The following is a 13021-nucleotide window of genomic DNA, read 5'->3' on the forward strand; positions in this document are numbered from 1 at the left end:
CCCGCGTATGATAGCCAAGCGGACGCCGCTCAACGCCATATTTTCATAAATATAGCGCCGACTGCGCACCATCGCCCACGGCGATATATATCCCGAAGGTAATAATACACAGCATCAAATTAGTCAGGCAGAGAATAAAGTATGCCCCGGCACGACCATGAAAGTTAAACAGCCAACGGGACCACGGCTCGTTTTTACCACCGAATCCATAACAATTCTTTTATTTCCTCAATATATACTCTAAATAATTCGAGTTGCAGGACAAAACGCGTCGTCGTTTTGAACAGCGCTTGCGCTGGCCCCGAAGGCCGGGTAACGCGGCGACGCATCTGCAATTTGAAATATGAAGAGTATAAATCTCATAAATAATAAAAACATACTTATTAGCAACAGCAGAATAACTTGCCCATGAATAAACGCTTGTTTTTTGACGTACCTCTTGCATGTATTCAAAGAGAATGATATCAATTGCAGTTATATATTTTTATATTTAATTAAACGACAATATGAATAATCAGACGCACCCGGCGCTCACCCTCCGTCCTCTTTCAGCACAGGATAATCCTGCTATCGCTACGGTTATCCGCCAGGTTTCCGCAGAATACGGGCTTACCGCAGATAAAGGCTACACCGTTGCCGACCCGAATCTGGATGAGTTGTACCAACTCTATTCTCAGCCAGGACACGCCTACTGGGTGGTTGAACACAATGGCGAAGTCGTGGGGGGCGGCGGAATTGCCCCTTTAACATGTAGCGAACCGGACATTTGCGAGCTACAAAAAATGTACTTTTTACCTGCTGCACGTGGGCAGGGAATGGCGAAGAAGCTGGCGCTGATGGCACTGGATCACGCCCGCGAGCAGGGCTTTAAACGCTGCTATCTGGAGACGACCGCCTTTTTACGCGAGGCCATCGGCCTGTATGAACATTTAGGGTTTGAGCATATCAGCGAGCCGCTGGGCTGCACCGGGCATGTCGATTGCGAAGTACGAATGCTCAAACCCCTGTAAGCCTTCTTACTGCATCTCAGGCGCTACCAACAGACGAATAATCCATAAGGAATCCGGAGCGGCAGCCAGCGCCGCTCCGGGTAACATCTGACGCTCAGAACCTGGGCAAAATAGCCTGATGAGCCAGGTTCTTAGTGACGCACACCGTCGTCGTCATCGTCGACGTAATCTTCATCGTCGCCGTCATCACCTTCTTCGCCATTCGGATCTTCAAAGTAGGTGCCCCAACCGTCGTACTCAACGTCGTACTTCTCAGCCAGGTTCATCAGTTGCTCAACCTGCACGTCGATAAGTTCTGCGTTCAGCGCGCATTCGCTAAGGATGTCACAGCAAATCACCGTGTCACCCTCTTCCACTTCCAGCTCCTCCGGCTCGGTCACCTCATAGCCCAGCCTGAAGGCTTCTACCGCCGCTTTCTCCAGCGTCTCGAAATCATCTGCGGAAAGATGGTGTTCAATGGTGTACAGCGCGTCCGGGTCGCTGCCATCTTCCAGCAATTCGTCAATAATCAGGCGCGTCTCTTCACGCTGCTCTTCCAGTAGTTCCGGGTTTGCCATAGCTCATTCCTCATAATGTCCTGCCGATACTCTTATTGTCACATACCGCCGTCATTGCCTCCACCTTTGTAAGAAAGATTTGTTATACGGGGTTGCAAATGAATAATCATCCATATAAATTGAATTTTAATTCAATAAATGGCCTAAGCCATGGGAGGGAACTATGTCAGGTTTTTATCAGAAGCACTTCTTGAAGTTACTCGATTTCACCTCTGCTGAACTCACCGCGCTACTACAGCTTGCCGAAAAACTAAAAGCTGATAAGAAAAATGGCAAAGAAGAACAAAAGCTTACTGGCAAAAATATCGCGCTCATCTTCGAAAAAGACTCGACCCGTACCCGATGCTCTTTCGAAGTTGCCGCTTACGACCAGGGCGCTCGCGTTACTTATCTCGGATCCAGCGGCAGCCAGATTGGGCATAAAGAGTCAATTAAGGACACCGCCCGCGTACTCGGACGGATGTATGACGGTATTCAATATCGCGGCTACGGCCAGGAAGTGGTGGAAACGCTGGCGGAATATTCCGGCGTACCGGTATGGAATGGTTTAACCGACGAGTTCCACCCCACGCAGCTGTTGGCAGACCTGCTGACAATGCATGAACACCTGCCGGGTAAAGCGTTTAACGAAATGACGCTGGTTTACGCTGGCGATGCGCGTAACAACATGGGTAACTCCATGCTGGAAGCGGCAGCGTTAACCGGGCTGGATCTGCGCCTGGTGGCGCCAAAAGCATGCTGGCCCCAGGAGTCTCTGGTTGCAGAATGCGGCGCAATGGCGAAGAAAAATGGCGGCAACATTACGCTGACTGAGGATATTGCGGCTGGCGTACAGGGCGCTGACTTTATCTATACCGACGTCTGGGTGTCGATGGGCGAACCGAAAGAGAAGTGGGCGGAACGTATTGCGCTGCTGCGCGACTATCAGGTGAACAGCAAAATGATGCAGCTGACCGGCAATCCACAGGTGAAATTCCTGCACTGTCTGCCGGCGTTCCATGACGACCAGACCACACTTGGCAAACAAATGGCGGCTGAATTCGGCTTACACGGCGGGATGGAGGTGACCGATGAGGTATTTGAATCTCCGGCCAGTATCGTCTTCGATCAGGCAGAAAACCGGATGCATACCATCAAAGCGGTGATGGTCGCGACGTTAGCGAAATAAGTCCCCGGAAAAAGAAAAGGCCGAACCCGGCCTTTTCTTTTTTATGCTACCAGCAGCTTCACCACCGCTTTACGCACCTGCGCCGGCGCACCGACCGCGCACAGAGGTTTATGCACTTCGCCTGGATAAAAGACCACAAAGTCACCTTCATTGAGGATCACCGTTTTTTCTTCTGTCCCTTCAGGCAAAAACGCGATGTCTTTGTCAGCCAGCCAGTCGGTTTCAGGCGCGCCCGCTGGTTGGGTGCTGAAAGTCATTCCCTCCTGGCCCTTTAAGACAATCTGAATGTCCAGGTAGCGAGCGTGATACTCCGCACGACGCTTTTCAAAAGGTTCGGTCATATCTTCTGAAATCAGATAAAACAACCGGTCACCATCAATGTCATGTTTACCTTTGGCGGTTTCATCCGTGACATGCGCTTTGATATGCTCGATTGCCTGGCGTAACTCTTCCGGCAGCCAGGATTGCAGATTGTGGATATTGCCTGTGATCATCTTAACCCCCAATAAAACATCGTTTCAATTTACTTGTTATACGAAAAAATCGAATGCCATACCACCGCTATCTCTTCATGTTTTGCGTCAGCGCATGTTTATCGCTGGAGTTGTTGACTGTCTGTTAATTCATAGTAGCGTTTTATGCATTTTTTCTGCATAACTTCTGAAATCACTTTTTTTCCCATAAATTCAACTTATTGTTATAAAAAGGGTTACCAGAAAAACCTTGGATCGATCACAATTCACTCCCCCTGCATAATCAGTGCTTATCGCTATAGTTATTTTGAAATTTAGTTTATAGCGAAAATAATGTCATCCGCATTACGCATAATTATGCTCGCCAATACATAAAAAACATAAAAATCAATAAGTTAGGATTTGGTCATTATTTGTAAAAACATACAAACAATTAACACAGAAGAATAACCCGCCAAATAAATGCGTAGTAATTCAGTTTACGAACATTTGTTTTTTTAATTTCTCAGACCCACGTCATATATTAAATAAGAAAAATCAAACATCCCTTTTGATGTGAAATACATCACATTACCTTCGTAAATTAAATTCAATGATGCCTCTCAGAAATTAGCTGAACAGTAATGACTGCAAACTCATTAATTATTTGCAGCCCTCTCCTTTTTATTCCTGAAAATAGAGTGAAAGGTATCGTAATGGAAAAACATTATGTTGGTTCTGAAATCGGTCAATTGCGCAGCGTGATGCTGCATCGCCCTAATCTCAGTCTGAAACGCCTCACGCCATCGAACTGCCAGGAGCTGCTGTTTGATGACGTCCTGTCAGTTGAGCGAGCGGGTGAAGAGCATGACATTTTTGCCAACACGCTCCGCCAGCAGGGTATAGAAGTACTGTTACTCACTGATTTATTGACACAAACCCTCGATATTTCTGAAGCCAAAAGCTGGCTGCTGGAAACACAAATCTCTGATTATCGACTGGGTCCAATCTTTGCTACCGATGTCCGCGCCTGGCTTGCGGATATGTCACACCGGGAACTGGCGCGTCATTTAAGCGGCGGCCTGACCTACGGCGAAATTCCCGCCTCGATTAAAAATATGGTGGTTGATACTCATGATGTTAATGACTTTATTATGAAGCCATTACCCAACCATTTATTTACCCGAGACACCTCCTGCTGGATATATAACGGCGTCTCTATTAACCCAATGGCTAAATCTGCCCGCCAGCGCGAAACCAATAATCTGCGTGCTATTTATCGCTGGCATCCGCAATTTGCCGACGGTGAATTTATTAAGTATTTCGGCGACGAAAATATCAATTATGACCACGCCACATTAGAAGGTGGTGACGTGCTGGTGATTGGACGCGGGGCGGTGCTGATCGGCATGTCCGAACGCACCACGCCGCAGGGGATCGAGTTCCTAGCCCAGTCGCTGTTTAAGCATCGCCAGGCTGAGCGCGTTATTGCCGTTGAACTGCCCAAACACCGCTCCTGCATGCACCTCGATACCGTGATGACCCATATCGACATCGACACCTTCTCCGTCTACCCGGAAGTGGTTCGTCCGGATGTCCAGTGCTGGACCATCACTCCGGACGGGCGCGGCGGACTGAAGCGTACCCAGGAGAACACCCTGGTTCACGCCATTGAGAAAGCGCTCGGCATCGATCAGGTGCGCTTAATCACCACCGGCGGCGACGCCTTTGAGGCCGAACGCGAGCAGTGGAATGACGCGAACAACGTCCTCACCCTTCGTCCCGGCGTGGTGGTCGGCTATGAGCGCAACATCTGGACCAACGAAAAATACGACAAGGCCGGCATCACCGTTCTGCCCATTCCTGGCGACGAGCTGGGACGCGGGCGCGGTGGCGCGCGCTGCATGAGTTGCCCCCTGGAACGTGATGGAATTTAAGGAACGGACATGGAAAACAAACCGACCCTGGTTGTCGCGCTGGGCGGCAATGCGCTGCTCAAACGCGGCGAGCCACTGGAAGCAGATATTCAACGCAAAAACATCGAGTTAGCGGCGAAAACCATAGCACAGCTCACCCAACAGTGGCGGGTTGTGCTGGTACATGGCAACGGTCCGCAGGTTGGCCTGCTGGCGCTGCAAAACAGTGCTTATGACCGCGTCACGCCTTATCCCCTCGACATTCTTGGCGCGGAAAGTCAGGGAATGATCGGCTACATGTTGCAACAGGCGCTAAAAAACCAGCTCCCGCAGCGGGAAATCAGCGTACTGCTCACTCAGGTTGAGGTCGATGCCAACGATCCGGCATTCCGCAACCCCACCAAATACATCGGACCGATTTACGACGAAGCCCAGTCCAGAGCGTTAGAAGCAGAAAAAGGGTGGATTTTCAAAGCCGACGGCAAGGCTTTCCGCCGCGTGGTTCCTTCACCGCAGCCAAAACGCATTGTCGAGCGCGATGCGATCCAGGCGCTGATTGCCCGCGATCACCTGGTGATCTGCAACGGCGGCGGCGGCGTTCCGGTAGTCGAGAAAGTGGACGGCTATCACGGCATCGAAGCGGTTATCGATAAAGACCTTTCCGCTGCGCTGCTCGCCAGCCAGATCCACGCCGATGCGCTGCTGATCCTCACCGATGCCGACGCGGTGTATCTCGACTGGGGCAAACCCACGCAGCGCCCGCTGGCGCAGGTGACGCCGGAACTGCTCAGCGAAATGCAATTCGATGCCGGTTCGATGGGGCCAAAAGTCACCGCCTGCGCTGAGTTTGTCAGCCGCTGCCGCGGAATTGCCGGTATCGGTTCACTGGCCGACGGCCCGGCCATTCTCGCCGGTGACAAAGGCACATTGATACGCCTGGAAACCACCGACGCATAACCCATTAGCACGTATCTGCAGACCTGATATGCGCAGCGCCATCAGGCCTGCGGGTTCCAGCACGACATCGACTTAAGGATAGATAAATGGCTATTTCACTGAAAAATCGTAACTTTCTGAAGCTGCTGGATTACACCCCGGCGGAAATCCAGTACCTGATCGATCTGGCGATCGAGTTGAAAGCCGCGAAGAAAGCCGGACGCGAAAAACAAACGCTGTCAGGCAAAAACATTGCGTTGATCTTCGAAAAAACCTCCACCCGCACCCGCTGCGCCTTTGAAGTTGGCGCATTCGACCAGGGGGCACAGGTCACCTACCTCGGGCCAAGCGGCTCGCAAATTGGTCACAAAGAGTCGATGAAGGATACCGCCCGCGTGCTGGGACGGATGTATGACGGCATCGAATACCGGGGCTTTGGCCAACAGATCGTCGAAGAGCTGGGGCAGTACGCAGGTGTGCCGGTCTGGAACGGCCTGACCGACGAATTCCATCCCACACAGATCCTCGCGGATCTGATGACCATGCTGGAGCACTCTCCGGGTAAAACGCTGCCGGAACTCAGCTTCGCCTATCTGGGCGATGCCCGTAACAACATGGGTAACTCGCTGATGGTCGGCGCGGCGAAGATGGGAATGGATATCCGCCTGGTGGCACCGAAATCCTTCTGGCCGGATGAGGCGCTGGTTGCCGAATGCCGCACCATCGCCAGCACTACCGGGGCGCGCATCACGCTGACGGAAGACGTAGAAGAAGGCGTTTATGACGTGGATTTCCTCTACACCGACGTCTGGGTTTCGATGGGCGAGCCAAAAGAAGCGTGGGCAGAACGTGTCAGCCTGATGAAGCCTTATCAAATCAACCAGACGGTTATCAACGCAACCGGCAACCCTGATGTGAAGTTCATGCACTGTCTGCCCGCCTTCCATAACGAACACACCAAAGTAGGTCGTGAAATCGAAGCCGCTTACGGCCTGAAAGGGCTGGAAGTTACCGAAGAGGTTTTCGAATCCGCGCACTCCATCGTGTTCGACGAAGCGGAAAACCGCATGCACACCATTAAAGCGGTCATGGTAGCGACGCTTGGCGACTAACCCATAGGGAAAGCGCCGTGCGAAACGGCGTCTTTCTTCACGGTAGCAATTGGACCGGACGAATCAGGCGCGGGCGCGTCGTCAGCCCCGCGTCTCACGTAAGGAGACCCATTATGCGAAACCAGGATTTTCCGTGCCTCTTCGTTAATCTTTCGGTCATTCGTGACAACACCCGGACGCTGATCGCGCTATGTCGCCAGCATGGTGTCGAACCCGTTGGCGTTAATAAGCTGAGCTGCGAAGCGGCGAGCGTTGCCAGAGCAATGATTGACGCCGGTATCAGCACGATCGCCGATTCCCGTATCCAGAATCTCAAGAAAATCGCCGACCTGCCCGTCGACAAACTGTTGCTGCGTCTGCCGCAAATCAGCCTTGCGCATGACATTGTCGCCTATGCGGATATCTCGCTGAACTCCGAAGAACACACGTTGCAGGCACTCTCTGCGGCGGCAGTGGCGCAGAACAAAAAGCACCGGGTCATTCTGATGCATGACCTGGGCGATCTACGTGAAGGCTGCATGGATCCGCAGGAGACGCGGCGGCTTGCGCGGCTGGTGCATAACACGTTGCCGGGGCTGACGCTGGAAGGGCTGGGCGCCAATCTTGCCTGCTACGGCGGCGTTGAACCCACAACCGAAAACCAGCAGCAGTTGGTCGATCTGGCTCGCGACATCGAAAACGAACTGGGCATTGAACTGCGAACCATTTCAGGCGCCAGTTCCTCCGCCCTGTTTCTGCTGATTAACGGTGGGCTGCCGGAGGGTGTTAATCAACTGCGCCTCGGCGCCTCGCTGATCATGGGCTTCGGCCTGAATGACGAGCCGATTCCTCACACACGCCAGGATGCCATCAGGCTCGGCGTGGAGATCATCGAGCTGAAAGATAAGCCCTCTGTTCCGCAACGTTCCACAGCGCTGGATGCCATGGGAAGAAAGCCGATATTTGACGATCTTGGCGTGCACCACCGGGCGCTCGCCGCGCTTGGCGAACAGGATGTTTCCTTCTCTCAACTCCAGCCATTTGACCCTGGCGTCAAAGTGCTCGGCGCCAGTTCCGATCACCTGATCCTGGACGTCACCCACGCCGCCTCGGGATATCAGGTGGGCGACATCGTCTATTTCTCCCTTGGATACAGCGGCGTCTTGCAGTGCATGACCTCTGAATACGTCGGCAAGCAATACGGCTACTTCTAAAAATAACTCTCTGTCAGAGTGAGGACACTCTTCATGACTACTCTTGATAACAGCAAACCGGCTGTGGACGCTTCGGCCTCGCAGACCGAAGGCAAGCTCAAACTTCCGGCGCTGACGGCGCTGGTGGTCAGCGCACTGATCGCCGCTGGCGTATTTTCTCTTCCGCAAAATATGGCCGCGAAAGCAGGCGCTGGCGCGATTTTGATCGGCTGGGGCATTACCTTCATTGGTATGTTAACCCTTGCCTTTGTTTTCCAGACCCTGGCGCACCGCAAAAGCGAAATAGAAGGCGGCGTGTATGGCTATGCCCGCGCAGGCTTCGGCGAGTACATCGGTTTTAACTCAGCCTGGGGCTACTGGATCTCGGCGTGGATTGGCAACGTTTCGTACTATGTGGTCATCTGCTCCGCACTCGGCTCGTTCAGCGCGCTCGGTTTCTTCGGTGATGGAACCACGCTTTCTGCGCTGATCGTCGGTTCAATCCTGCTCTGGAGTCTGCATTTCCTGATCTGTCGTGGCGTACAGGGCGCGGCGCTGCTTAATCTGATCGGCACGGTCGCCAAAGTCGTCCCCCTGATCATGTTTGTCGTTCTGGTCAGCGTCGCCTTTCAGGTCCGCACCTTCCGGATCGAATTTTGGGGTAATGAACATCTCGGATCCGTCATGGACCAGGTGAAAAACATCATGTTGGTCACCACCTGGGTGTTCATCGGCATTGAAGGCGCCGCCATGTACTCGGGCCGGGCGATGAAAAAATCAGACGTGGGTAAGGCCACGATGATTGGCTTTTTCATCTCGATCCTGCTGTTCGTCGCCGTGTCGGTTCTGTCGCTCGGCGTGCTTTCCCAGCCTGAGCTCGCGCAATTGAAGAACCCTTCTACCGCCGGCGTGCTGGCTGCGGCAGTCGGGCCGTGGGGCGCAGCCCTGATGAATATCGGCCTGATCGTATCCGTAGGCGCCGCACTGCTGGCCTGGACGCTGCTGTCTGCGGAAACGGCGTATATGGCAGGTAAAGACGGCACCATGCCCAAATTTCTGGGCAAGGAAAACGCCAATAAAGCGCCGATCAACGCACTGCTTCTGACCAATGGCCTGACCCAGCTGTTTCTCATCATCGCCCATTTCCAACAGGCGGGGTATCTCGCGCTGCTGCTGCTGGCCACCTCGATGATCCTGATCCCCTATTTCCTCAGCGGCTTATACGCCCTGAAAGTGGCGTTGCAAAAGGACGGTTACAGGAACGATGAACAGCGTTCCATCGCCCGCGACATCTTCATCGGCGCAATGGCGACACTCTACGGCGCATGGCTGGTCTATGCCGCAGGGATGGAATATTTGCTGCTGTCGATGATCCTTTACGCTCTCGGCATCGTTTTTTATATCTGGGCGAGAAAAGAGAAAAAAGGAAGACTTTTCAATCCAATAGAGATCGTTCTGGCTATTATGGTGGTGGCGGCGGGGATCTACGCAGTCTATTTGTTAGCAACAGGCGTGCTCACGCTCAGTTGACGCACGCAAACACAGGGAAGACGAAGCGGCAAAACTCCGCCTTCCCTTCGGCGGCTAAGTGGAATATTTTCTCATGAAGATATCATCCATCAGGATGCAGAAGCGCGCTCCGATGAAATTTCAATAAGCCGATCAAGCACATCCCTATTGAAATGGAGAACTTTGACTTAGTACGCCATCTATCTATGACAAATAGAAACATTGGACAAACCTATTGGTTGTTACCTTCGGCTTATTACACTGGAATAACTGATGATGAAATTTTATCAACCCGCTTCAGAAAAAGAAGAACTACAACTCTCAGTTTGTCAGCGCCTGATTAGCGAAAAAAGTTACCTGTCCCAGGAGGAGATACGTCGCGACCTGCAAAGTCATGGTTTCGAAAGCATCAGCCAGTCGACGGTCTCACGCCTGCTCAAGTTGCTTGGCGTCATAAAAATAAGAAATACCAAAGGACAAAAAATTTATTCCGTAAATCCACAGCTGCGCCCCGCGCCGGATGCCGCCCGTTCGATTGCGGAAATGGTGGTCAGCGTGGAACATAATAGCGAATTTATCCTTATCCACACCGCCGCCGGATATGGCCGCGCAGTCGCCAGAATTCTCGACTATCACGCTCTGCCAGAAATTCTGGGGGTGATTGCCGGTAGCAGTATCGTCTGGGTCGCCCCGCGCGTAGTTGAGCGCACGGGCCTGGTCCACAAGCAGATTAATTATTTACTAAAAATGAATTAATATTCATTAAAACCGTTTGCTATGAATAAAACCCGCATTAATCGCTTGATCCCAAAGCTGAGCTGAGTATAATCGCGGACAATTTGCCGGGAGGAAGTATGGTTCAGTGTGTACGACATTCTGTCTTACCGCGTCTGAAAGCAGACGCTGGCCTGCCGTTTTTCTTTCCGTTAATGCCCTATTCACAGCCCCTCAATTGAGGGGCTTTTTTTTTGCCCAGGCGTCAGGAGATAAACATGGCTAACCCGCTATATCAAAAACACATCATTTCCATAAACGACCTTAGTCGCGATGACCTTAATCTGGTACTGGCGACGGCAGCGAAATTAAAAGCGAACCCGCAGCCGGAGCTGCTGAAACACAAAGTGATCGCCAGCTGTTTCTTCGAAGCTTCCACTCGTACCCGTCTGTCGTTCGAGACCTCAATGCACCGCCTGGGCGCCAGCGTGGTCGGTTTCTCTGACAGCGCCAACACCTCGCTGGGCAAGAAAGGCGAAACCCTGGCGGATACCATTTCGGTGATCAGCACCTACGTGGATGCCATTGTGATGCGTCATCCTCAGGAGGGCGCAGCGCGTCTGGCGACTGAGTTTTCCGGCAACGTGCCGGTGCTGAACGCCGGAGATGGCTCAAACCAGCATCCCACTCAGACGCTGCTGGATCTGTTCACCATTCAGGAGACGCAGGGCCGACTGGAGAATTTGCGCGTGGCGATGGTTGGCGACCTGAAGTATGGCCGTACCGTGCACTCACTGACGCAGGCGCTGGCAAAATTTAACGGCAACCGCTTCTACTTTATCGCTCCGGACGCGCTGGCGATGCCGCAGTACATCCTCGACATGCTTGACGAAAAAGGGATTGCCTGGAGTCTGCACAGCGCTATCGACGAAGTGATGGCGGAAGTGGATATCCTGTATATGACCCGCGTGCAGAAAGAGCGCCTGGACCCATCGGAATACGCCAACGTGAAGGCTCAGTTTGTCCTGCGCGCCAGCGATCTGGCAGGCGCACGGGAAAACATGAAGGTGCTGCACCCGCTGCCGCGCATTGATGAAATCGCCACCGACGTGGATAAAACGCCGCACGCCTGGTACTTCCAGCAGGCGGGTAACGGGATTTTCGCTCGCCAGGCGTTACTGGCACTGGTTCTGACTGACGATCTGGCACTGTAAAGGAAGGAAGAAAAGAGATGACACACGACAATAAATTGCAGGTTGAAGCGATCAAATGCGGCACCGTAATCGACCACATCCCCGCGCAGATTGGCTTTAAATTGCTGACCCTGTTCAAGCTGACGGAAACCGACCAGCGCATCACCATTGGCCTGAACCTGCCTTCCGGTGAAATGGGGCGCAAGGACCTGATTAAAATCGAAAATACCTTCCTGACCGCCGAACAGGTTAACCAACTCTCCCTGTACGCACCGCAGGCTACCGTGAACCGGATCGACAACTACGAAGTGGTAGGGAAATCACGCCCAAGTTTGCCGGAGCGCATCGACAACGTACTGGTCTGCCCGAACAGCAACTGCATCAGCCATGCTGAACCCGTTTCGTCCAGTTTTGCAGTGAAAAAACGCACGAATGACATCGCACTCAAATGTAAATACTGTGAAAAAGAATTTTCGCATAATGTGGTGCTGGCTAACTAATTGGGTATGAGGGTTTAGCCAGCGAAGAGGCAGCGTGAAAAATGACGTGTATAATGCCGAAGAAAATTCTATTACCACTGTTATTCAGGAGAAATCATGAGCAAAATTATCGCGACGGAAAATGCACCTGCTGCTATCGGTCCATACGTTCAGGGCGTAGATCTGGGCAGCATGATCATCACTTCCGGTCAGATCCCGGTTGATCCCAAAACCGGCAGCGTACCGGAAGACGTGTCCGCTCAGGCGCGTCAGTCGCTGGAAAATGTGAAAGCTATCGTGGAAGCGGCTGGCCTGAAAGTGGGCGACATCGTGAAAACGACTGTGTTCGTTAAAGATCTGAATGATTTCGCCACCGTCAACGCCACTTACGAAGCCTTCTTCACCGAGCACAACGCGACCTTCCCGGCGCGCTCCTGCGTGGAAGTTGCCCGTTTGCCGAAGGATGTGAAAATCGAGATCGAAGCGATTGCCGTTCGTCGTTAAGCGTAAAAAAACCGCCGGAAATCACTCCGGCGGTTCTGCTTTTACCCACTCTGGCTGTTATCAGAAATGGTGTTTAACGTTCAGCATAAAGCCCTTGTCGCTGATGCCGTCTTCTTTCCAGCTGTACGCATCCACCCCCATCCGGGTGTTGTCTGAACTGTAGCTCACCCCGGCCTGCGCCATGCCGTTCACGCTGCCGCCTTTCTGACCGTCGTCAACGCCGAAACGCTGACCCGCTGCACCCTGCAGGGACGCCGTGCGGCTGCCCTTCGCGTAGCTCAGGTTCGGCCCGCCTTCCA

The 13021-nt window shown here is 52.7% G+C and carries 18 protein-coding genes; 13 read left to right on the forward strand and 5 right to left on the reverse strand.

Translation table 11 applies throughout. From position 1 onward, the window contains the following. Positions 1 to 43: 43 nt before the first annotated feature. Positions 44 to 172: a DUF898 family protein gene (locus C3432_RS28410; RefSeq protein ID WP_146050942.1), complete on the reverse strand. Its 129-nt coding sequence runs from the start codon at positions 170 to 172 to the stop codon at positions 44 to 46. Positions 173 to 506: 334 nt separating this feature from the next. Here C3432_RS28410 and C3432_RS19795 point away from each other — a divergent pair, with 334 nt between their 5' ends. Continuing rightward, positions 507 to 1010, forward strand: a complete 504-nt coding sequence (locus C3432_RS19795; protein ID WP_103778259.1) for a GNAT family N-acetyltransferase — start codon at positions 507 to 509, stop codon at positions 1008 to 1010. Positions 1011 to 1141: 131 nt separating this feature from the next. Here C3432_RS19795 and rraB read toward each other — a convergent pair whose 3' ends face one another. Beyond that, a complete protein-coding gene (rraB, locus tag C3432_RS19800) occupies positions 1142 to 1567 on the reverse strand; it encodes a ribonuclease E inhibitor RraB (RefSeq protein ID WP_103778260.1) in 426 nt (141 codons plus the stop codon). Positions 1568 to 1665: 98 nt separating this feature from the next. Between rraB and argL the strand changes: the two genes are divergently transcribed. After that, positions 1666 to 1761, forward strand: coding sequence for a putative translational regulatory protein ArgL (gene argL / locus C3432_RS28415; protein ID WP_374755476.1), 96 nt, complete (start codon positions 1666 to 1668; stop codon positions 1759 to 1761). Continuing rightward, positions 1731 to 2735 (forward strand): ornithine carbamoyltransferase, encoded by a 1005-nt coding sequence (gene argF, locus C3432_RS19805; RefSeq protein WP_103778261.1) that lies wholly within the window; start codon positions 1731 to 1733, stop codon positions 2733 to 2735. Before argL ends, argF (C3432_RS19805) begins: the two co-directional genes overlap by 31 nt. A 41-nt stretch (positions 2736 to 2776) precedes the next feature. Here argF (C3432_RS19805) and C3432_RS19810 read toward each other — a convergent pair whose 3' ends face one another. Then, the gene (locus C3432_RS19810; protein ID WP_103778262.1) at positions 2777 to 3229 is read right to left on the reverse strand and encodes a YhcH/YjgK/YiaL family protein; all 453 of its coding nucleotides are present in this window, start codon (positions 3227 to 3229) and stop codon (positions 2777 to 2779) included. Between the two features lie 674 nt (positions 3230 to 3903). On the opposite strand from C3432_RS19810, the gene arcA reads away from it, so the two are divergent. The 6 genes from arcA (at position 3904) to C3432_RS19845 (ending at position 10588) form a co-directional block, all read left to right on the forward strand. Continuing rightward, on the forward strand, positions 3904 to 5124 hold the full coding sequence (arcA, locus tag C3432_RS19820) for an arginine deiminase (RefSeq protein WP_103778264.1): 1221 nt from the start codon (positions 3904 to 3906) through the stop codon (positions 5122 to 5124). A 9-nt stretch (positions 5125 to 5133) separates the two neighbouring features. Then, positions 5134 to 6060 (forward strand): carbamate kinase, encoded by a 927-nt coding sequence (arcC, locus tag C3432_RS19825; RefSeq protein ID WP_103778265.1) that lies wholly within the window; start codon positions 5134 to 5136, stop codon positions 6058 to 6060. Positions 6061 to 6146: 86 nt separating this feature from the next. Beyond that, complete coding sequence (gene argF / locus C3432_RS19830) at positions 6147 to 7151, forward strand: ornithine carbamoyltransferase (RefSeq protein WP_103778266.1); 1005 nt, start codon at positions 6147 to 6149, stop codon at positions 7149 to 7151. A gap of 113 nt (positions 7152 to 7264) precedes the next feature. Then, complete coding sequence (locus C3432_RS19835; protein ID WP_103778267.1) at positions 7265 to 8344, forward strand: alanine/ornithine racemase family PLP-dependent enzyme; 1080 nt, start codon at positions 7265 to 7267, stop codon at positions 8342 to 8344. A 33-nt stretch (positions 8345 to 8377) separates the two neighbouring features. Beyond that, positions 8378 to 9853: an arginine-ornithine antiporter gene (gene arcD / locus C3432_RS19840; protein WP_103778268.1), complete on the forward strand. Its 1476-nt coding sequence runs from the start codon at positions 8378 to 8380 to the stop codon at positions 9851 to 9853. Positions 9854 to 10108: 255 nt separating this feature from the next. Beyond that, positions 10109 to 10588, forward strand: coding sequence for an arginine repressor (locus tag C3432_RS19845; protein WP_103778285.1), 480 nt, complete (start codon positions 10109 to 10111; stop codon positions 10586 to 10588). Here C3432_RS19845 and C3432_RS19850 read toward each other — a convergent pair. After that, positions 10585 to 10707, reverse strand: a complete 123-nt coding sequence (locus tag C3432_RS19850; protein ID WP_103778269.1) for a hypothetical protein — start codon at positions 10705 to 10707, stop codon at positions 10585 to 10587. The two genes, C3432_RS19845 and C3432_RS19850, sit on opposite strands and share 4 nt — an antisense overlap. Here C3432_RS19850 and pyrL point away from each other — a divergent pair. The 4 genes from pyrL (at position 10687) to C3432_RS19870 (ending at position 12722) form a co-directional block, all read left to right on the forward strand. Continuing rightward, complete coding sequence (gene pyrL, locus C3432_RS19855; protein WP_103778270.1) at positions 10687 to 10788, forward strand: pyr operon leader peptide; 102 nt, start codon at positions 10687 to 10689, stop codon at positions 10786 to 10788. The genes C3432_RS19850 and pyrL overlap by 21 nt on opposite strands. A gap of 36 nt (positions 10789 to 10824) precedes the next feature. Then, complete coding sequence (gene pyrB, locus C3432_RS19860; protein ID WP_103778271.1) at positions 10825 to 11760, forward strand: aspartate carbamoyltransferase; 936 nt, start codon at positions 10825 to 10827, stop codon at positions 11758 to 11760. Between the two features lie 17 nt (positions 11761 to 11777). Then, a complete protein-coding gene (gene pyrI, locus C3432_RS19865) occupies positions 11778 to 12239 on the forward strand; it encodes an aspartate carbamoyltransferase regulatory subunit (protein WP_103778272.1) in 462 nt (153 codons plus the stop codon). 96 nt (positions 12240 to 12335) lie between these two features. Further along, a complete protein-coding gene (locus tag C3432_RS19870; RefSeq protein ID WP_103778273.1) occupies positions 12336 to 12722 on the forward strand; it encodes an enamine/imine deaminase in 387 nt (128 codons plus the stop codon). 60 nt (positions 12723 to 12782) lie between these two features. Here the strand turns inward: C3432_RS19870 and C3432_RS19875 are convergent. Beyond that, positions 12783 to 13021, reverse strand: a 239-nt coding sequence (locus C3432_RS19875; protein ID WP_146050987.1) for a hypothetical protein, incomplete at its 5' end; no start/stop codon positions are given.

This window comes from Citrobacter amalonaticus, assembly GCF_002918555.1.
GTDB classification, from domain to species: Bacteria; Pseudomonadota; Gammaproteobacteria; order Enterobacterales; family Enterobacteriaceae; genus Citrobacter_C; species Citrobacter_C amalonaticus_A.